A 20,924-nucleotide genomic window follows, 5' to 3' on the forward strand; every position below is an offset into this window, starting at 1 on the left:
AAGCGAGGGAGACGCCATCGCTGCCGGAGGGGCCAGCCACCCTGGGGAGAGGTCAGCACGATGCTGATACTGGATAGCCCCGCGACAGGTTCAGACTAGGCAGACCCGCCCATTCCCTCCATAGCCAATTGCCCGTATTTTCTTAGAGCCATTGGGAGGGCGCGGTGTGTATCTCGAACTCGACGGCCATGGGCCGCTGTATGAGCAACTGACACGTGCATTGAAAGTGTCGATCCTCGACGGTCGCATCGTGGCCGGCACGCAATTGCCGCCCACGCGCGAACTGGCGCAGGAACTCGAACTGTCACGCACCACCGTGCTCGCCGCGTATGAACAGTTGCGCGCGGAAGGATTTATCGACGGCCGGGTGGGATCGGGCAGCTTTGTCAGCCACCTGCAAACCAGGCCGGCGCCTCCGCACGGGCGCATGGCCATCGCCCCGCCTTCCCGCTATGCCCAACGCGCGCGCGCGGTGCGCAACTGGGACATTCCGCGCATGCACCGCGGCCTGCGCTACAACCTTCAGTACGGCTATCCGGTGATCAATCCGGCGCTCAACAATGCCTGGGGCCGCGAATTGGTGCGCGCCGCCGCCTATACCCGCCTCAACGTCAACGAAGTGGCCGGTGTCGGCGCACTGCGTCAGCAAACCTGCGATTACCTGGCGCGCCGCCGCGGCGTGCAGGTGCAACCGGATGACATCCTGATCGTTACCGGCACCCAGCAGGCCATCAACCTCACCGCGCGCGTGCTGGTGAACGAAGGCGATAGCGTGGTGCTTGAAGAACCGCATTATTTCCTCGCCCATCAGGCCTTGGCGGCGCATGGTGCCGAGCTGGTCGCGGTACGCACGGATGAGCAGGGTCTGGTGTGCGACGAACTTCCCGCGCAATCGCCGCGCCTGGTGTATGTCACACCGTCACACCACTTCCCGACCGGCGCCGTGCTTTCCATGCAGCGCCGGGTTGAACTGTTGCATTACGCCCAACAGCATCAGTGCTGGATTCTGGAAGACGATTACGATGGCGAGTTCCGCTATGACGCGCACCCGCTGGCGGCGATGCGCTCGCTCGATGAACAGGATCGCGTCATCTATGTCGGCACGTTTTCGAAGGTGTTGTTCGGCGGCTTGCGGCTGGCGTATATCGTGATGCCTGCCGCGCTGCGCACGGATTTTCTCAACGCCAAATACCTGAGCGACATGGCCTGTCCGGTGATCGAGCAAGCGGCCCTCGCGCACTTCATGGAAGACGGCGGTTTCGAGCGGCATCTGCGTTTGGCGCGCAAGGAACTGAAGGCACGTCGCGACGTGCTGGTCGCGGGGCTGAAGGAACACGCAGGCGATCGCGTCGACATCACCGACACCCCGGCCGGCATGCATCTGGTGGCATGGCTGCGCGGTTACGATGCCCCGCGCTGCGAGGCGCTGATTGCCTATGCGCATGAACACGGCCTGGGCCTTTATCCGATGGCGCCGCTGTATCGGCATGCGCCCGAGCGCCAGGGGCTGCTATTGGGTTATTGCGCGCTGTCCGTCACGGAATTGCGCGAAGCCATGCAGCTTTTCGGGCAGTGCCTGGACCACATGGAGCGCGCCTGATCGCCTCCTTCTGGCCGGCCAAAGGGCCTGCTTGGTGCACCGCGGCAAGCTTTGCCTTATGCTGAGCGGCTTTCCCTGCTTTGGCAAAGATGTGAGGAGTGCCCCATGGGCCTGGATATGGTTAGGGCCGGCCGCGACGTGCCGAATGAAATCAACGTCGTCATCGAGATTCCCAAGGATGCCGAACCGGTCAAATACGAGGTAGACAAGGAAACCGGCGCGATTTTCGTAGACCGAATCCTTTCCACCCCCATGCGCTACCCCTGCAACTATGGCTACGTGCCAGGCACCCTGGGCGGTGACGGCGACCCGCTCGACGCGCTGGTGATCCTGCCGCTGCCGCTGGTGCCGGGCTCGGTGATCCGCTGCCATCCGGTCGGCATGCTGAAAATGACCGACGAAGCCGGCGCGGACGAGAAGCTGGTGGTGATCCCGTCGAAAAAGATCTTCCCCGGCTATGCCCATATCGAGGACATCAAGGGCGTGTCGGACCACTGGCTGGAACGCATCGGCCACTTCTTCGAGCACTACAAAGACCTGGAGAAGGGCAAGTGGGTGAAGTTGGATGGCTGGGTCGGCGCGGAAGCAGCCAAGGCGGAAATCATCGCCGGCGTGGAGCGCTGCAAGCTCAAGGCCTGATGTTGTCCGATCGATAAAAAAACGCGTCGCGGCCCCCCCGCGGCGCGTTTTTTTTGTGCACGCCGGACGCCCTGCTTCACGCGGCCTTATCCCCGTCATGCGTATGGGAACGGACAATTCGCCCAGCGCACTGGCAGGCGTTGTCAGCGCATGATCCTTCGCACCGGGAGATCCACCCCATGAAAGCTGTTGCCCTTACCCGCTACCTGCCCATCGACGACTCCCAGTCGCTGGTGGATGTGGACCTGCCCAAGCCCGATATCGGCGCGCACGATCTGCTGGTGAGCGTGGAGGCGGTATCGGTGAACCCGGTCGATACCAAGCTGCGCGCGCCCAAGCCGCAGGTCGAGGCACAACCGCGTGTACTGGGTTTCGATGCCGCCGGCATGGTGGAAGCGGCCGGCGCCGAAGTGATGGGATTCAGGCCAGGCGATGCGGTGTATTACGCCGGGGATGTCACCCGCGCCGGCAGCAATGCGCAGTATCAGGCGGTCGACGCGCGGCTGGTGGCGCATCGCCCGCGCAGGCTCGATGCAGCCGGCGCGGCGGCGTTACCCCTGGTGACGATTACCGCGTGGGAACTACTGTTCCAGCGCATGCCCTACAACCCGGAACACGGTGGTAGCGGCAAGTCGCTGCTGATCATCGCCGGCGCTGGCGGCGTGGGCTCGATGGCCATCCAGCTGGCGCGCCGCGCGGGTTTCACCGTGATCGCCACGGCATCGCGAACCGAAACGCAGGCATGGTGTCGCGCGATGGGTGCGCAGCATGTGATCGATCATCGTCAACCGCTCACCGAACCATTGAAGGCGCTCGGCTTCAAGGAGATCGACGCGGCACTTTGTCTCGTCGATGCCGCGCCTTACTGGACCGAGCTGGGTGAGCTGCTTGCAGCGCAAGCTCACCTGGGCCTGATCGTCGAGCCGACGTCACCGTTGAATATTGGTGACCCGTACAAGGCCAAGTGCATCGGCATCCATTGGGAAATGATGTTCGCGCGGTCGCGCTTCAAAACATCCGACATGGGCGAGCAAGGCCGTATTCTCGCGCGTGTGGCATCACTCATCGACGAAGGCGAACTGCGCGGCATACAGCGTGAAACGCTGAGCCCGATCAACGCCCAGAACGTGCGCGAGGCGCATCGGCGATTGGAATCGGGAAGCACGATCGGCAAGCTCGTTGTCGCCGGTTGGTAGCGCCTGCATGCCGTCATTCCTGCGAAAGCGGGAATGACGGCATGCAGTTAGATATCAATGATGCGTCCTCGGCTTGGCCGGCTCACCCTTCTTGCCGAGCTCTTCGAGCAGGGTCGACAAATCTTCGGCGTGCTCCTCTTCCTTGGCGAGGATTTCCTCCACCACCCGCCGTGAGGTTGGATCATCGTGACCAAGGTAATGCACGATGTCGCGGTAGCTGTCGATCGCGATGCGTTCGGCGACCAGGTCTTCCTTGATCATGTCGACCAGATCGCCGCCTTCCACGTAATCGGAATGGCTACGCGTCAACAGGCCATCCGGATTGAAATTCGGCGCGCCGTCCAGTTGCGTGATGCGCCGCGCAAGCATGTCGGCATGCTGCTCTTCCTCACGCGCATGCTCCAGGAATTCGGCTGCCACGCCTTTGGCGTGAATACCGGAGGCCATGTAGTAATGCCGCTTATAGCGCAACGTACACACAATTTCGGTGGCCAGCGCTTCATTGAGCAACTTGATGACGGTGTCGCGGTCGGCCTTGTAGCCTTCGGTCACCGCACCTTTTTCGATATGTTCACGCGCGCGCTTGCGGATGGTCTGGATATCCATGAGAAAAGGCTTTGTCGCCATGATTCTCTCCTGCGTATGGCTGATCGGTGCTGTCTATCCATCCTGTCTTCACCACCGCGAAGCACGGGTGAAAATAAAGTCGCGAAGGCGTCCCACATTCAGGCGCGCGAGGTACATGGGAAACACGCTTTGTCCGAGTGAGTCCGGCACAGTGGCGCTCCCTCTTTGAAGAACGCCTGAGCGCCGATGCAAAACATTGCCAATCTGCCACCCTCTTTGGTCCCCCATGCATCGACCTCCAACAACGCGAACGCCGAAGCGGTGTCATCCGAAAACGCGTCCAGTGCCGGCCCCCTCGTGAGCCCTCAGCGCAACCCATTCAATGGTGCAGCTAACGGCCTCGCGGAACATACACGCAGCGCGGGCACTCTCTCGCCAACGCCGCACGCATCGGCTCCCAGCACATCGCCCCGGGCACAAGCCGCAAACACTGAGGCATCGAGCGCGGCGCTCCCTTTCGCCAACGCCCCTTCCGCGAGCCGCGACGTTACACGTGATCCCCTATCGCAATACTTACAGGAGCTACAGCCCCCGCCTGCGCCGCCAACGCCTCAAGCCACTACCTCCGATTGGCTGCATCGAGAGTTAAAAGCCAAGTACGGCCTGGACGTCGATCCGGACCACACGTATTTGGTCAACCTCAAGTACAACACCGGTGGCAATCCCAATGCGGGCCCCTACCCCGGAGAGGTCGAGCGAAAGGAATCATTGACCGATGCGACCATGCACAACACCCAGGATCCCCCTACCGTAGCGCTCATTGATAGCGTGGTTCCGTATCGGTCCGGCGGCCCCGACATCCAGGTCACGTCAAACCTGCCGATCAAGCCACCCGGTATTTTCTCCTTTCACCGGCATGATGAGCAGTCCGACTACACCTACACCTACGAGGGCATCTATAAAGGCGGCGACGACTCCCGCTACAGCCCTACAACCCAGCTGCCTATCGACCCAAACGATTTTCATGCCATGGTCTGGCAGGTGGACCCTATCAAAATTGTCGATTCCCAGCTGGATACGTTCTGGAGCGACAACGAAAAGAACTATTCACAGCAGGCACGCCTGTCTTTCACAGGCGTTGCCTACACTTGCATCCCGCGGACAACGGCGACGACGCATCAGCCGGGCGACCTCCAGCCCGCCGACCTTCAATTGGCCGCGCGCATGGTGCAACAACCCCCAAGCACGGAGATCGCAACCGGCCGGCTGAGTATCGGCGGCTATGTGTCCACCGATGTGATGTATGCGCAGGATAAAAACGGGCGCATCTTGCTTTATACGCCTGGCGGCCAACCGTCCTTGCAAGGTTTCGATTCGGTCGCTGAACTGCGCAGCGGGCTGGCCAATGCCATGAAAGATTCCGCCAGGTGCGATGCACTGCAGAGGCACTTCAAGGCCTACGACCAGCAGGATGGAACCGATAACGTCTTTGGCAAAGCGGGTGTACGTGGCATCTTGAACGGTCTTGCGGCTTATCCGGACGTGTATGCGCCTCCCACCCTGTTTTGGCACAAAGGACAATGGAATCCCGACAGCTACGTAGCGCTTGCGCCCCAGGAAGGCGATCCCTTCGAACATCTGACCCAGGACGTGAAGGCACGCAGTTACGCCGATGCGCAAACACTGGTGACATCCGATAGAGATGTCACCGAGCGCACGGCGCTCAAGTGGGCGAACATTGTCTGCACTGTGTTGGGAGGGGCGTTGGCGCCACTGTCGGTGATGAGGGTGGGGGTGAGTTTGCTGCAAAAAGCCGTCACTGCCGGCGATCTCGCAAGCGCGAGCGCAAGCCTCGGCGTCGGCGTCGACCAAACGAATCGGAACAAACCCGAAGGCACCGCCTCGATCGTCAACGGGCTGATGCCGCTGGTTTTGCTGGGTGCTTTAAAGGGCGGCGAGTCGGGGGGAAGAAAATTCGCACAGGGCGATGTCGATAGCCCACTCAATCTGCAGCCATCCGTCAATCCATCGAATCCGCCCAGCAGCAAGCCCTTCTTCAACACCCCAGCAAGAACCAATGGCCGTATCGGCTATGTCATGGGACCACAGCGCGCACCCAAATGGGCGTCGAGCAAAAGCGTCAACGATCGGATCGGACGCGAATTCATTTTGCCGGAACATATGGACGCATTGGCGCATGCATCGAAGAAAGGACATTTTGCGGTCAGCTTCCGGAAGGCGGGGGCGTTGACCCTGGAAAAGCTCGCAAAAGGAGCCGCCGCCAAAGGGCACGACATATTGGAAAAAACCATTAAGGAAAGCTCAATCAGCGCTTACTATCCCAAAGACTATGCAACGATCATGCAGAAGCTCAAAGCCGCGGGCATCGACGGCTATGTCGGCCACTGGGAAGAAGGCAAGGGACTGGTTGGAATCTATCTCAGAGGCCGCCATGGGTTGCGCAATGTCGAAGAAGTTACCGAACATGGCGCTACGCACTACATTTACCCCATTGATCTGGACCATCTTACTGAGTCGTTAGCGCCGCTCAAATCGCTCCCGGAATGGGAGCGCATACCTTTCACGGGCGACTACGATATGCATGACATGATTACGTTCCGGGGAGCGGGAAAACCTCGGACCGTTCTTACCGCATCCAAGGAAGAATCAAGCATCATCAACCGTCTGAATGAAGCCATTTCCAAGGTCGACAAAAACCGACCGCACACGGCATTTGCCGCTGGAAATACATTGCAGACGACGCATGACAGCGTTATTCGCCACGGACCCCAAGTCAACTATCCGAATTTCAGGATGATTGAAGAGAAGGAATTTTTCAAAAAAAAGGGATTGATTCTTGCCGTCGCGGAATCCGGCGAATTTCCGATTGCCATGGTCAATAAAGGACATTGGAGCATTATAAAAAACATCGATGAATTGCACGGCTTCTATAAAAAAGCTGGAGCGACGCTGAAAGAAACATGGAAAGACAACGGAGCAGTAAAATACAACCGACATGGTTATATCCGTACAAATAGCCAAGGTGTACTTGGGAAAAGGGCGACGCCGGAAATTCCACGAAACGACAGCAGCAGTAGTGCCAGTAGCCATGGCGGCAACGACACATCTGATTAGCCTGTGTTCGCCCCGCTCGCCTTTTACGCGCCCATTTTCGCGCGTGGAAACCCCTATCGCGACTCAAGCCTCACGGCTTCAAGGTTTTGCGATAGACCTCCGGGGCATTCGGTCGCTATGCGGACAACGCGTCCCGGCATCGGGCCCGGTGATCAGGGCAACGTGTATTCAAACACGTAAGAGTGCTTGCCTTGCTCGATCTGGATATCAAACGAACCGCGCAGACCACTCAACGCCTCCGTGCCCGAATCGGGCACCACCGTTACCGACAATGTCGGCACGCCACGGTCCATCAGCCCTTGGTGCTGCAGCACGAAGCTGCCGCGCTTGCCATGCAGCACACCCGTCACACGCTCGATGGCGACATATCCGGCCGACCCTTGTACCTGCCCCATGGCCGAAAGCATTTCGCCAAGACTGCTACCTTCCAGATCACCTTGGAACTGCTTATCGATGGTCAGGCGGCCAAGGTTCGCCGGCTCGATACCCGGGGCGGGAGGTTGCGGTGAAAGCTTCACGTCGAACGATCCGGTGGCGCGCATGGCTTGCTCCGTCAAGGTTGGCAAGCCCCTACGATAGCGCGGGGCAGCGACGGCTTGCACGCCAGCCCCTTTTAGGCGAGCGTTCGCCCCATGGCGTGCGTGCCAAGCTGCCGCTCGCCCTTTGGGGGGAGCGTGTCAATGGCGCCAGGCTTTTGCAGGCAAAGCGTGATCGAGGTCGCCCTGCACCTTGCTCGCCTCATTCAAGACGTCTCCCAATGTGCAGGCGAAATTTTTCAGCCAGTCGACCAAGGTGCCGCGGACGGCTGCCATTCCCGGTTCTTTTGGCATGTAATGCGCCATGCCTGCACAAAGCATCAGCAAGTCATCGCGCAGATCGCATAAATGCCGATAGCCTTCGGCTCCGAGCTGATAGCGGACGTCTACATAGGCGGATCCATGGTTATCGGATTCGTCCATATCCTGCATCTCCTTGCCAGCACGCCATTGATTTTACGTGTTGAAGGTAGTCATAAAACGAGTAAAAAGCTGTATTTAGCGTAGACGTAATCCGGCTTGTACCGTCATCGCCCACCTAGCGAGAGGGGCCATGAAACGGAAGTCCATCTATTCGCCCGAGCATCAGGAGCTGGTGACACTGCTGTTCGATCTACGCCGACAGGCCGATTTGACGCAAGCCGAAGCGGCCGAAGCCCTAGGCAGGCCCCAAACGTATGTGTCGGCGGTCGAGGTCGGACGGCGAGGCATCGATGTCTTACAGGTCAGGGAATTCTGCGCTGTTTACGACATCAGCTTCCCTGAATTTGCCAAACACTACGAACAACGACTGAAGGGCGCCGTGAGCCGGAGCCGCCCGCCACGCCTGTCCTCGCGCAAACAAAAGGCCGCCAAGCCCGCCAGCAAAGGCCGGCCCCCAGGCAAGCCATCCGCTCGTTAAGCCGCGACCGACCGCTTCGCGGCAAACACAAAGCCCGCCCCCTCCCGCGCTCAACGCGTCGATGGACGGCGCCAACGCATTCACCGGCAAGCTCGCAAATGCGCTGGAGTCCAGCGGCAACATCCCGTTGGGTGCGCTGCGCATGCGCCCAACCTCGGGCACTTCCGCCTCACGCTGCGCGATCACGACGCACAAGCGGCAGCCGCAACCCTCACCGGCGTGAGGGAACACGTCTGGCTCGCATAGACCGCACTGCCGGCGTCGCGTTAAAGCCACGCGGTGATTGCACCATCAGCGATGCGCAGGCTTACCCGCCTCGTACGCGGATGAGCGCAACGGTCACGCCTTGTGATAGACCTCCGCACCCTGCGCCCGGAATTCGGCAGCCTTCTCAGCCATGCCTTCCTTCAGCGCGGCGCCTTCATCCACGCCGTGCTCGGCCGCGTAGTCACGCACGTCCTGGGTAATTTTCATCGAACAGAATTTCGGGCCGCACATGGAGCAGAAGTGCGCGGATTTGTGCGCGTCTTTGGGCAAGGTTTCATCGTGGAATTCACGTGCTTTGTCCGGATCGAGCCCGAGATTGAACTGGTCGTCCCAGCGAAATTCGAAGCGCGCCTTGCTGAGTGCGTTGTCACGCACCTGTGCCCCAGGATGGCCCTTGGCCAGATCGGCAGCGTGCGCGGCGATCTTGTAGGCGATGATGCCGTCGCGCACGTCCTGTTTGTTCGGCAAACCCAGGTGTTCCTTTGGCGTGACGTAACAGAGCATGGCAGTGCCGAACCAGCCGATCATCGCCGCGCCGATGGCGCTGGTGATGTGGTCGTAACCCGGGGCGATATCGGTGGTAAGCGGCCCCAGCGTATAGAACGGCGCTTCGTGGCACTTCTCCAGCTGACGCTCCATGTTTTCCTTGATCAACTGCATCGGCACGTGGCCGGGGCCTTCGATCATCACCTGCACGTCATGCTTCCACGCAATCTGGGTGAGTTCGCCGAGCGTATCGAGTTCACCGAATTGCGCCGCATCGTTCGCATCGGCCACACAACCCGGACGCAGCCCATCACCCAGGCTGAAGGAGACGTCGTACGCCTTCATGATGTCGCAGATTTCCTCAAAGTGCGTGTAGAGGAAATTCTCCCGGTGATGCGCCAGGCACCACTTGGCCATGATCGAACCGCCGCGCGATACGATGCCGGTGACACGCCGGGCGGTAAGCGGCACGAAGCGCAGCAGCACGCCGGCATGGATGGTGAAGTAATCCACGCCCTGCTCGGCCTGTTCGATCAGCGTGTCGCGGAACAATTCCCAGGTGAGTTCCTCGGCCACGCCACCGACTTTTTCCAGCGCCTGATAGATCGGCACCGTTCCAATCGGCACCGGCGAATTGCGGATGATCCATTCGCGCGTTTCATGGATGTTCTTGCCGGTGGACAGATCCATCACCGTGTCGCCACCCCAGCGAATCGACCACACCAACTTTTCCACTTCCTCGGCGATGCCCGAACTCACGGCGGAATTGCCGATGTTCGCGTTGATCTTGGTGAGGAAGTTGCGGCCGATGATCATCGGCTCGCTTTCGGGATGATTGATGTTGGCAGGAATGATGGCGCGACCACGCGCCACTTCATCGCGCACGAATTCGGGCGTGATCAGCTTGGGCAACGATGCGCCGAACGATTCGCCCGCATGCTGATTGCGCAGCGCGCTTTCTTTCAGCACTTCAATGCGCTGGTTCTCGCGGATGGCGATGTATTCCATCTCCGGCGTGATGAACCCGCGACGCGCATAGTGCATCTGCGTGACATTCGCACCGGCTTTGGCGCGCAGCGGTTTACGAAGGTGCGTGAATCGCACCGCATCGAGCTGCGTATCGACCGCGCGCTCGCGCCCGAATTTGGAGGTCAGGCCCGACAGTTCTTCCACATCGCCGCGCTCGGCAATCCAGGTGGCGCGCAGCGCAGGCAACCCGGCGGCGAGATCGGCGCTGTAATCCGGATCGGTGTAGGGGCCGGAGGTGTCATAGACGGTGATGGGCGGGTTGGTTTCGCCACCGAACAACGTCGGCGTTTGCGCTTGCGAGATTTCCCGCATCGGCACTTTCAGGTCAGGACGGCTGCCCTGCACATGGATCTTGCGCGAGCCCGGAATCGGGCGCGTCACGGCTTCGGAGAGTTCTTGCGCGGCGCGCACGAGATCGGAGGGCAAGGCGTTCATCAGCGTTCGTCCTTCTGGAGCCGCACCGGAGTGCAGCGGGTGTGCGGGTATCCGCAGGGATCGAAGCGATGGCGCCAACGCGCGGCGTTAGCCGTGCGGCGAAGCTCCCTACACCGGTGCTAACCGGATCAGGTTCGAAGGGACTCTCTCAGCCGACAGGTGGTCGGCACCCCCGCTTCCTTACAACAACCCCGCTATTTGACCACGAAGCGGGGTGATAAACGAGTGAGCTGGCTCAGGTCTTGGCCGGCCCTGCACAGCAGGCCCTGACGTCAGCGCCGGGGGGCGTAGGCGCGCAGGAACATGGCCACACCCGCGTGGGCGTTCTCTTCCACTTCCTTGGCGTAGGTTTGCGCGCAATCGGCGCAGCCGAACATGCGGCGCATCATCATGTCGCCCTTGATCAGCGCCATGAACTGGATGCCTGCGCGCGGCACGTCGGCGATGTCGAGCTTGCCGGTATCCACAGCCTTCTGCAGCAGGCGTTCCATCAGGGCGCGCGTGCGCATGGGGCCTTCTTCCCACATCAGCTTGCCGAAACGCGGGTTGCCCTGGCGGCAGTCGCTGAGAATGGCGCGGAACGTGCCGACGTTCTCCGCATCGCAATCTAAGTGCGCGTGAATGAGCGCAATGCGATGGAGGATGTCACCGATATCGGCGGAGGGGTCGAACTGGTACGTTTCTTCGGGCAAAAGGTCCTGGATACGCGAACGGATGACCTCGCGGAACAGGTTGTCCTTGTCGCCGAAGTGGCTATAGACAGTCAGCTTGGATACGCCCGCCTCCGCGGCAATCGCGTCCATGCTGGTGCCGGCAAAGGCGTTGCGTATGAACAGAGCCTTGGCGGCGTCGAGAATGGCCGCGCGCTTTTCCATGTCCTTGGGGCGCCCTGGCCCGTGCGGCTTGGTCAGCGGGATCGAGTTCATGGATGCACCTTCACAAATCAAAAAACCCAATTTATTATACGGGTCGGTTTACTTATTTTCTGAATGATACCGAATATTTCGGCCCATGTGCGCAACTATCCCCGAAATGGCGCTCAGCGCGCCCTACCGCAAGGCCCAACGCCTGCTGTCGGCGTGGCTGGAGGGCGGCCGGACAGCGCGCAGACAGGTATTCACCATTCGTGCCGTGCTGCCGGCGCTGGACGCGGCGGACAAGCACCGCCTCAGCCGCTGGCTGGCGTGGCTGTGCGTGGCGGCCGGTGCGCGCGGCGAATGGTTGCTCAGGCGCATCGAACGGTTGGATCCGGCCTTCGGCGCGAGCACCGCGGCGGCGCTTTTACAGCTGCCGATCGAGGTGGGTTTGAGCATCGTTCGTGACCATCGGAAAAGCGCGTAAGTGTCCGCGGACACAGGACATTGCATGACTTACGTCAGGTCATCGCGATGACTTCCGGCACTTCGTGCAAACCGGGTGTGCCCGCAACCTAACCATTGTCGAAACAGGGTCTAAACGCTTATCCTTTTTGACCTTTTTCGATCCACACAGGCTTGTTTTTCCATGGCGATGAACTTCGATCAGGCGCGTCAAAACATGGTTGAGAACCAGGTGCGCCCCTGGGAGGTGCTCGACGGTCGCGTGCTCGAGGTATTGCGCCACGTGCATCGCGAAGAATTTGTCGCACCGGCCCATCGCCAGCTGGCGTTCGGCGATCTATGCCTGCCGCTCGGCCACGGCGAAGTGATGATGAAGCCGGTGGTGGAAGGCCGCATGCTGCAGGCACTGGGCCTGAAACCCGACGACAGCGTGCTGGAAATCGGCACCGGCTCGGGCTTCCTCACCGCTTGCCTGGCCAACCTCGCCGCGCAGGTGACCAGCGTGGACATCCATGCGGACTTCACCGCCGCCGCCGGCCAACGCCTGAAAGCCGCCGGCATTGCCAACGTGCAGTTGCTAACCGGCGAAGCCGTGGATGGCTGGCAGCCACAAGGCACGTTCGACGCCGTGGTTGTCACAGGCGCCGTCTACCGTACCCCCGACCGTTTCCTTGGCTGGCTCAAGCCTGGCGGCCGGCTGCTTGTCATTCGTGGCGAGTCGCCGGCACAACAGGTGGTGCTGCTTACGCACGAAGGCAACGGCCGCTATCGCGAAGAAAACCTGTTCGAGACGGATCTTCCCTATCTCACGCATGCGGAACCTCCGCGCCGTTTCGTTTTTTGATCCCCGCCACCCGACCCCGACCCCTACGAGGCGAACCATGCGCTTGAAGCTTCTGACCCTTGCCCTGACCCTGGCTGCAGTGTCCCTGCCCAGCCACGGCGAGGATTTGCTGGATGCATACCGTCAGGCGCGTGCAAACGACCCTGTATTGGCCCAGGCCGACGCCACCCGTCTGGCGGTGCACGAAGGTATTCCGCAGGCGCGCGCGCTGCTGCTGCCGACTATTACCGGCAACATGAGCCTGCAGCAGGAAAGCGGCAGTTCCAGTTCGAGCCAGGAATTCTCCTCGGGCCAGAACCCTGGCCACATCCGCTCGCGCTCGGTCGGCATCGAACTGGACCAGACGATCCTCAACCTGGGCGACATTGCGAACCTGCAGGCCGCGCATTCGACCGCCGACGCCCAGGAGCAAACCTACGAAGCGGCCGCGCAGGACCTGTTCGTCCGCGTCGCCACCGCCTACTTCACCATCCTCAACGATGAGGAGCAGGTCAAGTACGCCAAGGCGAACGAAGAAGCCTTCCGCGTCACCTACGATCAGGCCGAACAGCAATACAAGGTGGGCATCGCCGCGGTCACCAACGTGTACCAGGCCAAGTCGTTTTACGAGGCGGCCAAGGCCACGACCATCAGTACGGAAAATACGCTGTCGAACGATCGCCAGGCCTTGACCGTGATCACCGGCAAGCCGGTCGGAGATCTGAAGAAGCTTCGCGACGATCTGCCGATGGATCCGCCCGCACCGGCCAATCCGGACGACTGGGTCAACAGCTCGCTGAAGAACAATCCGAACATCCTGTCGTCGCAGTATTCGGTCAATGCGGCCGAACACGACATCAACGCCGCGCGCGCCGGTCACCTGCCCACCATCACCGCCAGCATCAGCCGCGCCAAGAGCACGGCATGGCTGGAAAACGGCAGCTACAACGTCGCCGGCAATGGCCGTTACGGCAACACCATCGGCATCACCCTGTCGGTACCGATCTTCGAGGGTGGCGCCACACAGTCGAAGGTTCGCCAGTCCATCGACCAGCGCGACGAAGCCCAGGATTCGCTGGAATCCACGCGCCGCCAGACGGTGCAGAACACCATCAACTACTACAACTCGGTGCTCGCCGGCATCAGCGAAGTGCAGTCGGGCAAGGCGGCGGTCGATTCCGCGCAAGAAGCGCTGGAAGCCACCAAGGCCGGTTTCCAGGTAGGCACGCAGATCATGTTGGACGTGCTGACTGCCATCAATACCCTCACCCAGAACGAGAGCACCTACGCTACGGCGCGCCATCAGCTGGTGCTCAATCGGCTGCTGCTCAAGCAGTCGGCCGGCACGATTACCTACAAGGATCTGGAATACATCAACTCGCTGCTGCAGTAAGCAGCGACGTGAAGCGTAAAAAAAGCCGGGCTATCCCGGCTTTTTTTATTCCTGCAGCATGCGGTCGATGAGGTGCATCACGCGCCCCACGGCACCACGTTCGCTATCGAACACTACCCGCGCCTGACGTCCCATCTGCTTGCAGCGCACTCCGTCCTGCAAGAGCTCGAGCACTTCGCCCCCCAGCGCTTCACTTTGCAGCACACGCTTCGCGCCACCGCCGCGGATCAATGTCAGCGTGATTTCCTCGAAGTTAAACGTGTGCGGCCCGACCAGCACAGGGCGAGCCAATGCTGCCGGTTCCAGCACGTTGTGACCGCCGATCGGCACCAGACTACCGCCCACGAAAGCGACATCCGACGCCGCAAAGAACGGCATGAGCTCGCCCATCGTGTCGATCAGAAAAACCTGGTGCGACTCTCCCGGCACGCGATCGGCGCTGCGCGTGGCCGTGGTGAAACCCAGGCTGCGCACCGAATGCTCCACCAGCCGGAAGCGCTCGGGATGGCGCGGCGCGATCAGCAGCAACGCATCAGGCAGCCGCTTGAGCACTTCCAGATGCGCCTCCAGTACCGCCAGTTCCTCACCCTCGTGCGTACTGGCGGCGATCCACACCGGCCGCAACCGTCCCCATTGCTCGCGAAACATCTCGCCGCCTTCCACCGCCCCATCCGGCACGGGCATATCGAATTTGAGGTTACCGCTGACGGTGACGAGCGCGGGATCGGCCCCCAGCAGCCGATAGCGCGCCGCGTCAGTGCGCGACTGCGCAGCGATATGTCGCACACAGCGCAAGGCCGAGCCGAGCAGTGCGCGCATTGGCGCATATCCGCGCAGGGAACGTCCGGACAGGCGCGCGTTGACGATCATCAGCGGAATGCCGCGCCGATAACAGCCGAAATACAGGTTCGGCCAGATCTCCGTCTCCACGATCAACGCTAGCCGTGGACGTATCTGCTTGAGGAAGCGATGCACGGAAAACGGCAGGTCGTAGGGCAGATACACATGAAACACGCTACCGCCGAACAGCTGTTGCACACGTGCCGAACCGGTTGGTGTCACGGTCGTCACCACCAGCGGCGCGTTGGGGTAGTCCTCGCGCAACGCTTTGATCAGGGGCTCGGCCGCGTTCACCTCGCCCACCGACACCGCATGCACCCAAATACTGCCGCGCAAATCCGGCGCCTTGAAGATGCCGAACCGCTCCGGCCAGCGCTGGTGGTAATTGCCGTAGCGCATCCCGCGCGTCAGCAGCCGCATCACGATCAGCGGCGTAGCGAGGTACATCAGGAGGGTATAGAGATAGCGCAACGGACGTTCCTGTCTTTGGACGCGGAAGTATACGGGCACGCGCAATAGTCCCTGGAAATCAGACGAATGCGAAATGCAGTCCCCTCCCCTGCGAGCAGGGGCTAGGGTGGGGTGACGCGAGCGAAGCTCGCGTAGCGATCGCCACGCATGGTTGAACCGCATCGCGAGAGTGCTTCACCCCACCCCAACCCTCCCCTACTACACGTAGGGGAGGGAGAAACGGCGCGCCGACGAGGAGAGGGAAAGCAGGCGTACCGCTACAATGCCCCGAATGCCCGGAACACCTTATCCCCCTTTCACCCGCTCCCTGCTCTCCCCACGCCTCTGGCCGGCGTGGATCGGCGTGGGCGTGATGAAGCTCATCGCCATGCTGCCCTTCCCGGTGTTGATGGCCATCGGCCGCGCACTGGGCTGGATCATCGAACGCGTCCCGTCACCGCGACGGCAAGTGGCCGCGACCAATGTGGCGCTGTGTTTCCCCGAGCTCGATGCACCGGCACAAGCCGCCTTGGTGGACGCGCATCTGCGCGACATCGGCTTGATGCTGATCGAATTCGCGCTGGGCTGGATGGGCTCCGATCGCGCCATCGGCAAGATTCCGGTCACCGTCGAGGGGCTGGAACATCTCGAAGCCGCGCATGCGCAAGGGCGTGGCGTGCTGCTGGTCGGCGGTCATTTCTCGCATCTGGAGCTGTGCGCGCGGCTGGTTTCGCAGCGCATCCGCATCGCCGGCATGTATCGGCGCATGGACAACTCCGTGTTCGAATGGATCGTGCTGCGCGCACGCTTAGGGTATGCGCGCGCCATGTTCGACAAGGACGACATCCGCGGCACCGTGAAATACCTGCGTAGCGGGGGCACGCTCTGGTACGCACCCGACCAGGACATGCGCAGCAAGGACAACGCCTTCGTGCCGTTTTTCGGCGTCATTGCGGCCACCATCACTGGCACGCATCATCTGGCGCGTCTGTCGCAGGCCGTGGTCGTGCCGTTCTTCCACCGGCGACTGCCCGGCAGCGGCGGCTACGTATTGCGCCTGGGTGCCCCGCTGGAGAATATGCCCAGCGCGGATGCCGAGGCCGATACGGCACGCGTCAACGGCTGCATCGAAGACATGGTGCGCGAGGCACCCGAGCAGTACCTGTGGGTGCATAAGCGCTTCAAGACCCGGCCTGAAGGGTCTGCGCCCATTTATTGATCACCCCGTAGTGATCACGACAGGAAGGCGTCAGCCGCGGCCGGTACATAGGGACGTTTGGCCTCCTTCGTTGCGCCTGTCCTTATGCGTTACTGCTGTCCAACCTTCCGGTCGTCTCGCCCGGCGCCGCGCGGCGCCGTAAAATTTTGCGCACGGCAAAAAAGAAGGAGCGCCGCATGACGGCAACGGACGGACAGCGGGCCCCCGCCTGCCCCATTTTCATGTACCACAACATCGCGCAGGCGCCGCGTGGCCTCAAGCGCTGGCGCAGCCTGTACGTGAGCCCGGGAGCGTTCGCACGGCAGATGTGGCTGCTCAAGCGCCTGGGCTATACGGGCCTTTCCATGTCCGATGCGATGCCCTACCTGCGCGGCGAACGGCAAGGGCGCATCGCGGTGATCACCCTGGACGACGGCTACGTGGACAACCTTCAGTCCGCCCTGCCGATCCTGCAGCGTTACGGCTTCACCGCCACCTGCTACGTGGTGAGCGGCAGCATCGGGCGCTACAACAACTGGGATGCGGAAAAACTCGGTATCGAAAAACCGCTGATGACAGCGGCGCAATTGCGCGCCTGGCATGCAGGTGGCATGGACATCGGGGCGCACACGCGCAGCCATCCGCACCTGAGCCAGTGCAGCTATACGCAGCTGCATGACGAGATCGCCGGGAGCAAGGCCGATCTGGAAGAAGTGCTGGGCGCACCGGTCACGCAGTTCTGCTACCCCTATGGCGACCTCGACGATCGCGTGGCCCAGATCACGCGCGCCGCGGGCTTCGCGGCGGCCACCACCACGCAACGCGGGCGTGCGGTCATCGGCACTGACCTGTGGCGCCTGCCGCGCGTGCAGGTAGCGCGGCATCACGCGCTGCCGCAGTTCGCCCTGCGCGCATTCACCCATTACGAGAACAAGCGCGCATGAAATTCCTTTTCGTCGGCACCAACCCGGAAAACACCGGTGCCGCCACGCACTTCGTGGCACTCGCCCAGGCCATGGTGGAGGCCGGTCACTCGGTGAGTGCCGTGGTGTATCCGGACGGCCTGATCGCCAACGCACTGGCGAAATCAGGCGTACGCCTTTATCGCGCCCAATTCCGCAACGTGTTCGACTTGCGCGGCTACTTCGCCACCTTCAAGGCAGCGCGTGATCTCAAACCCGACTGGCTGGTGGGCAATTTCGGCAAAGAATATTGGCCACTGATCCTGGTGAGCCGCTTGCTCGGCGTGCCGGTCGCGCTGTTCCGGCATCGCACACCGCCGATGGGACGTGTATCGGGCTATCTCGTACCGCGTCTGGCACAGCGTTTCTTTGCCGTTTCCAATCATGCGCGACAGGCGTATCTGGAGCGCGGCGTGCCCCCGCAACACGTGCGCGTGTTGTACAACCCGGTGAACATGGCGCTATGCAAGCCCGACGCGCAACAGCGCGGCACGATCCTGCATCAGCTTGGCATCCCGCACGATGCCATCGTGCTGGGCTATTTCGGCCGCATCCATCACAGCAAGGGCATCTTCACCCTGCTTGAAGCACTCGACGGCGCCATGGCGCAGGAGCCACGCCTGCATGCCGTGTGGCTGGGACACGGCCCCGATGTGCAGCAACTGGGCGAGCGCATCGAAGCCGGCGCCTTCGCACACCGCCATCACACGCTGGGCTGGATTGACGATGTGCATCCGTACTACAGCGCGATTTCGATGCTGGCGTTTCCCTCGATCGCCACGGAGACCTTCGGCCGCGTGTCGGTGGAAGCGCAAGCCGCCGGCGCACCGGTATTGGGCAGCCATATCGGCGGCGTGCCGGAGACGCTTTCGGCCGATGTCACGGGCCTGCTGTTACCGCCGGGCGATGTTGCTGCATGGCGCGATGCCATCCTCAAACTGTGTGAAACGGATGTGCGCGAACCCATGAGCGTGGCGGCGCGCGATTTTGTCGACCGCCATTTCAGTACGCGCGTGATTGCCGATGACTTTGTGCGGATGCTGAAAGAGGAGTGAGCATGCTGACCGGCCATACAGCGCCATGGCTGTCATTTCCGCGAAAGCGGGAATGACGACAAAGAGGGTTTTCGGTTAGGAACGATTAACCCTGCGCGTTTCGTACAACTTGGCGTATTTCAAAAACACATAAAACGCGCCCAGCACGCTGGCGATAAAACCCGCCCAGCCACTGAGAAAATACCGCTTCAACACAAACTGCCGCAAAAAGAACAACGGCGGGTAGATCACCATGCGCAACCCTGCAAACCGCTGCCCCCGACGCAATTTATACGCGACCATACCGGTGCTGTAGCGGTTGATCTTCTCCACCCGCGTATCGATATCGCCATCGCCTTTGTTGACGAAATCCGCGCCCCATAAGGTTTTTACCGGGCCGCGTACTTCCACCGCGGCATGCACTTCCACGTCATTCATGCCGCCGCGCTTGCGGTTGAACAGGCGCAGATGCCCGTTGCGATGGCTCCAGCGATGCTGCACGGTCCAGAACATGCGTTCGCGGCGCGGAAGGCGAAATCCAGCGTGACTGGGGTCTTCCAGTGCACGCTCGATGATCGCGCGCGTACCAGGCGAGAGCATTTCGTCCGCATCCAGGTTCAGGACCCAATCGTTGCGCGCCAGATCGTAGGCGCGCTGCTTCTGCGGACCGTAATCATCGAATGGGTGCACCTCGACCTTCGCCCCATGCATGCGCGCGATCGCCACCGTGCTATCGGTCGATCCCGAATCGAGCACAACGATTTCATCGGCCCAGTCCACCTCGCGCAGACAGGCATCGAGCGTATCGGCATTGTTGTAGGTGATCACCACCACCGATAGCGGTTCACGCGCCATCGTTCAGCTCCTCGCTTGCTCCAAACAGCACTGCACACCATAGCCCCAGCAACCAGGCAAACAACAGCCCCCACCAGGCTGAATAGAAAGCCAGATGGGAATTGAACGGAAACACCATCACGCCCAGCGATACCGTCACCGGGAATGCGATGGAGCGTCCCACTGCACCTGTGCGCCGCCATGCCACGCAAGCGATAACGACGCCAAGCAGCCACAACAACGCACCGATCACGCCGGTTTCGGTCAACACTTCCAGCACGAGCTGATGCGCGTGACAGGCCCCTTCGCCTTCACCGCAATTCTCCGCAGTGAGAAAATGGTCGTTCGACGGCGCGTAGTGAGGATACGCATAGCGGAAGCCGCGCACACCGACGCCGGTGACAGGATGCGCCTGAATCATCGCCGCGCTGGTGTACCAGATGTCCAGGCGCCCGGTCGTCGCCTCGTTGATCGCTTGTTCGTTGCCACCCAGCGCCAGCAGCGTGCGTTGCATGCGCGCGTCAAAGCGCGTGGAAGTTTTCCAGGCGATGCCACCGGCGATCAGCAAGACCGCCGCCGCTGCCACACACACGGCAACAAAACGCTTTAGCGAACGCGCTTCGCGCCAGATGAATGCCAACATCACCAGCCCGAAGCAGATCCACGCGGAACGCGAGCCACTCAACAACACCGGCCCCAACACCAGCACGAATGCCGCCACCAACCCGCGCCAGCCCCAGCGCCAGCGCGCGGCCCATAACGCGAAAGGAGACAGCACGGCGAGCGTCGGACCCAACTTGGGATCGTCCGCCCCGAACAGGCCCGAAATGCGTTCCGGTTCGGCATGACCGCGCAGGCTCCAACCCGTAAGCATCTGCATCCACGCGTCCAGCACCCACCAAGCGATCACGATCGCGACAGCACGATAAAAACCCTGCACGCGTCGTTCGCCGCGCAAGGCATAGCAGGCATAAAGCCCCAGCGGCACGTAGCGCAGCAGCGCCAACACGGTGCCCCAGCTTTTGCCAGGCGCCACCGCTGCGAACGCAGACAGCAAGGCGGCGCCGATGTAGCACGCCAACAATGCCATCAGCAGCCGCCCGGACGGTTCATTCCATGGCGCTGCCGTGTGACGCCACCAAACCACGATGAGGCCGACCACACACAAGCACGTAGCTGCTTCGGCGCTGCGCCCGAACGGCAACAGGAAAACCAGCAGCCATAGCGGCAGCAGCGGTGAGCGCAGGAGGCTTTTCACAGAGGAGCGCATGCCGTGTTCG

The 20,924-nt window shown here is 61.5% G+C and carries 19 protein-coding genes and 1 riboswitch; of the genes, 11 read left to right on the plus strand and 8 right to left on the minus strand.

Annotated features, from left to right (window positions below; genetic code table 11):
- The first annotated feature begins 166 nt into the window (after positions 1-166).
- From pdxR to DWU98_RS14505, 3 genes are all read left to right on the plus strand, one after another.
- Complete coding sequence (pdxR, locus tag DWU98_RS14495) at positions 167-1,600, plus strand: MocR-like pyridoxine biosynthesis transcription factor PdxR (RefSeq protein WP_115496277.1); 1,434 nt, start codon at positions 167-169, stop codon at positions 1,598-1,600.
- 105 nt (positions 1,601-1,705) lie between these two features.
- Complete coding sequence (gene ppa / locus DWU98_RS14500) at positions 1,706-2,239, plus strand: inorganic diphosphatase (protein WP_115496278.1); 534 nt, start codon at positions 1,706-1,708, stop codon at positions 2,237-2,239.
- Between the two features lie 179 nt (positions 2,240-2,418).
- Complete coding sequence (locus DWU98_RS14505) at positions 2,419-3,435, plus strand: zinc-binding alcohol dehydrogenase family protein (protein ID WP_115496279.1); 1,017 nt, start codon at positions 2,419-2,421, stop codon at positions 3,433-3,435.
- 54 nt (positions 3,436-3,489) lie between these two features.
- On the opposite strand, the gene DWU98_RS14510 is transcribed toward DWU98_RS14505, so the two are convergent.
- The gene (locus tag DWU98_RS14510; protein WP_196239518.1) at positions 3,490-4,062 is read right to left on the minus strand and encodes a ferritin-like domain-containing protein; all 573 of its coding nucleotides are present in this window, start codon (positions 4,060-4,062) and stop codon (positions 3,490-3,492) included.
- A 186-nt stretch (positions 4,063-4,248) separates the two neighbouring features.
- Between DWU98_RS14510 and DWU98_RS14515 the strand changes: the two genes are divergently transcribed.
- Entirely contained in the window at positions 4,249-7,137 is a 2,889-nt protein-coding gene (locus DWU98_RS14515) for a dermonecrotic toxin domain-containing protein (RefSeq protein WP_115496281.1), read from the plus strand.
- Between the two features lie 152 nt (positions 7,138-7,289).
- Here the strand turns inward: DWU98_RS14515 and DWU98_RS14520 are convergent, their stop codons facing one another.
- Complete coding sequence (locus DWU98_RS14520; RefSeq protein WP_115496282.1) at positions 7,290-7,679, minus strand: DUF3224 domain-containing protein; 390 nt, start codon at positions 7,677-7,679, stop codon at positions 7,290-7,292.
- A gap of 135 nt (positions 7,680-7,814) precedes the next feature.
- Positions 7,815-8,096, minus strand: a complete 282-nt coding sequence (locus DWU98_RS14525) for a hypothetical protein (protein ID WP_147293331.1) — start codon at positions 8,094-8,096, stop codon at positions 7,815-7,817.
- A gap of 130 nt (positions 8,097-8,226) precedes the next feature.
- On the opposite strand from DWU98_RS14525, the gene DWU98_RS14530 reads away from it, so the two are divergent.
- Entirely contained in the window at positions 8,227-8,574 is a 348-nt protein-coding gene (locus DWU98_RS14530) for a helix-turn-helix domain-containing protein (RefSeq protein WP_115496284.1), read from the plus strand.
- A 339-nt stretch (positions 8,575-8,913) separates the two neighbouring features.
- Here DWU98_RS14530 and thiC read toward each other — a convergent pair whose 3' ends face one another.
- Positions 8,914-10,791 (minus strand): phosphomethylpyrimidine synthase ThiC, encoded by a 1,878-nt coding sequence (gene thiC, locus DWU98_RS14535; protein WP_115496285.1) that lies wholly within the window; start codon positions 10,789-10,791, stop codon positions 8,914-8,916.
- 88 nt (positions 10,792-10,879) lie between these two features.
- A riboswitch (TPP riboswitch) is annotated at positions 10,880-10,975 on the minus strand.
- A gap of 88 nt (positions 10,976-11,063) precedes the next feature.
- A complete protein-coding gene (locus tag DWU98_RS14540) occupies positions 11,064-11,717 on the minus strand; it encodes a TetR/AcrR family transcriptional regulator (protein WP_115496286.1) in 654 nt (217 codons plus the stop codon).
- 85 nt (positions 11,718-11,802) lie between these two features.
- Between DWU98_RS14540 and DWU98_RS14545 the strand changes: the two genes are divergently transcribed.
- The 3 genes from DWU98_RS14545 (at position 11,803) to DWU98_RS14555 (ending at position 14,326) form a co-directional block, all read left to right on the plus strand.
- Positions 11,803-12,132 (plus strand): hypothetical protein, encoded by a 330-nt coding sequence (locus tag DWU98_RS14545; protein WP_147293332.1) that lies wholly within the window; start codon positions 11,803-11,805, stop codon positions 12,130-12,132.
- Positions 12,133-12,294: 162 nt separating this feature from the next.
- Positions 12,295-12,954 (plus strand): protein-L-isoaspartate O-methyltransferase family protein, encoded by a 660-nt coding sequence (locus DWU98_RS14550; RefSeq protein ID WP_115496288.1) that lies wholly within the window; start codon positions 12,295-12,297, stop codon positions 12,952-12,954.
- A 37-nt stretch (positions 12,955-12,991) separates the two neighbouring features.
- Positions 12,992-14,326 carry a TolC family outer membrane protein gene (locus DWU98_RS14555; RefSeq protein ID WP_115496289.1) on the plus strand — a complete coding sequence of 445 codons (1,335 nt, stop codon included), beginning with the start codon at positions 12,992-12,994 and terminating at the stop codon, positions 14,324-14,326.
- A gap of 45 nt (positions 14,327-14,371) precedes the next feature.
- Here DWU98_RS14555 and waaA read toward each other — a convergent pair whose 3' ends face one another.
- Positions 14,372-15,637: a lipid IV(A) 3-deoxy-D-manno-octulosonic acid transferase gene (gene waaA / locus DWU98_RS14560; RefSeq protein ID WP_115496426.1), complete on the minus strand. Its 1,266-nt coding sequence runs from the start codon at positions 15,635-15,637 to the stop codon at positions 14,372-14,374.
- Positions 15,638-15,899: 262 nt separating this feature from the next.
- On the opposite strand from waaA, the gene lpxL reads away from it, so the two are divergent.
- The 3 genes from lpxL (at position 15,900) to DWU98_RS14575 (ending at position 18,831) form a co-directional block, all read left to right on the plus strand.
- Positions 15,900-16,835, plus strand: a complete 936-nt coding sequence (gene lpxL / locus DWU98_RS14565) for an LpxL/LpxP family Kdo(2)-lipid IV(A) lauroyl/palmitoleoyl acyltransferase (protein ID WP_115496290.1) — start codon at positions 15,900-15,902, stop codon at positions 16,833-16,835.
- 176 nt (positions 16,836-17,011) lie between these two features.
- On the plus strand, positions 17,012-17,758 hold the full coding sequence (locus tag DWU98_RS14570) for a polysaccharide deacetylase family protein (RefSeq protein WP_230474861.1): 747 nt from the start codon (positions 17,012-17,014) through the stop codon (positions 17,756-17,758).
- Complete coding sequence (locus tag DWU98_RS14575) at positions 17,755-18,831, plus strand: glycosyltransferase family 4 protein (protein ID WP_115496292.1); 1,077 nt, start codon at positions 17,755-17,757, stop codon at positions 18,829-18,831. The genes DWU98_RS14570 and DWU98_RS14575 overlap by 4 nt, the downstream gene beginning before the upstream one ends.
- Positions 18,832-18,906: 75 nt before the next feature.
- Here the strand turns inward: DWU98_RS14575 and DWU98_RS14580 are convergent, their stop codons facing one another.
- Entirely contained in the window at positions 18,907-19,665 is a 759-nt protein-coding gene (locus DWU98_RS14580) for a glycosyltransferase family 2 protein (protein ID WP_115496293.1), read from the minus strand.
- Complete coding sequence (locus DWU98_RS14585; RefSeq protein WP_115496294.1) at positions 19,655-20,914, minus strand: O-antigen ligase family protein; 1,260 nt, start codon at positions 20,912-20,914, stop codon at positions 19,655-19,657. The genes DWU98_RS14580 and DWU98_RS14585 overlap by 11 nt, the downstream gene beginning before the upstream one ends.
- Positions 20,915-20,924: the final 10 nt, after the last annotated feature.

Source organism: Dyella monticola, assembly GCF_003363155.1.
Taxonomy (GTDB): Bacteria; Pseudomonadota; Gammaproteobacteria; order Xanthomonadales; family Rhodanobacteraceae; genus Dyella_B; species Dyella_B monticola.

Bases quoted from the DNA above. Each gene is read 5' to 3' on its own strand.
- DWU98_RS14525 (WP_147293331.1), bottom strand. From the start codon at position 8,096: ATGGACGAATCCGATAACCATGGATCCGCCTATGTAGACGTCCGCTAT.
- thiC (WP_115496285.1), bottom strand. From the start codon at position 10,791: ATGAACGCCTTGCCCTCCGATCTCGTGCGCGCCGCGCAAGAACTCTCC.
- DWU98_RS14515 (WP_115496281.1), top strand. From the start codon at position 4,249: ATGCAAAACATTGCCAATCTGCCACCCTCTTTGGTCCCCCATGCATCG.
- DWU98_RS14575 (WP_115496292.1), top strand. From the start codon at position 17,755: ATGAAATTCCTTTTCGTCGGCACCAACCCGGAAAACACCGGTGCCGCC.
- DWU98_RS14520 (WP_115496282.1), bottom strand. From the start codon at position 7,679: ATGCGCGCCACCGGATCGTTCGACGTGAAGCTTTCACCGCAACCTCCC.
- DWU98_RS14570 (WP_230474861.1), top strand. From the start codon at position 17,012: ATGACGGCAACGGACGGACAGCGGGCCCCCGCCTGCCCCATTTTCATG.
- DWU98_RS14505 (WP_115496279.1), top strand. From the start codon at position 2,419: ATGAAAGCTGTTGCCCTTACCCGCTACCTGCCCATCGACGACTCCCAG.
- DWU98_RS14550 (WP_115496288.1), top strand. From the start codon at position 12,295: ATGGCGATGAACTTCGATCAGGCGCGTCAAAACATGGTTGAGAACCAG.
- DWU98_RS14540 (WP_115496286.1), bottom strand. From the start codon at position 11,717: ATGAACTCGATCCCGCTGACCAAGCCGCACGGGCCAGGGCGCCCCAAG.
- DWU98_RS14530 (WP_115496284.1), top strand. From the start codon at position 8,227: ATGAAACGGAAGTCCATCTATTCGCCCGAGCATCAGGAGCTGGTGACA.
- DWU98_RS14585 (WP_115496294.1), bottom strand. From the start codon at position 20,914: ATGCGCTCCTCTGTGAAAAGCCTCCTGCGCTCACCGCTGCTGCCGCTA.
- lpxL (WP_115496290.1), top strand. From the start codon at position 15,900: ATGCCCCGAATGCCCGGAACACCTTATCCCCCTTTCACCCGCTCCCTG.
- DWU98_RS14555 (WP_115496289.1), top strand. From the start codon at position 12,992: ATGCGCTTGAAGCTTCTGACCCTTGCCCTGACCCTGGCTGCAGTGTCC.
- DWU98_RS14510 (WP_196239518.1), bottom strand. From the start codon at position 4,062: ATGGCGACAAAGCCTTTTCTCATGGATATCCAGACCATCCGCAAGCGC.
- DWU98_RS14580 (WP_115496293.1), bottom strand. From the start codon at position 19,665: ATGGCGCGTGAACCGCTATCGGTGGTGGTGATCACCTACAACAATGCC.
- ppa (WP_115496278.1), top strand. From the start codon at position 1,706: ATGGGCCTGGATATGGTTAGGGCCGGCCGCGACGTGCCGAATGAAATC.
- DWU98_RS14545 (WP_147293332.1), top strand. From the start codon at position 11,803: ATGTGCGCAACTATCCCCGAAATGGCGCTCAGCGCGCCCTACCGCAAG.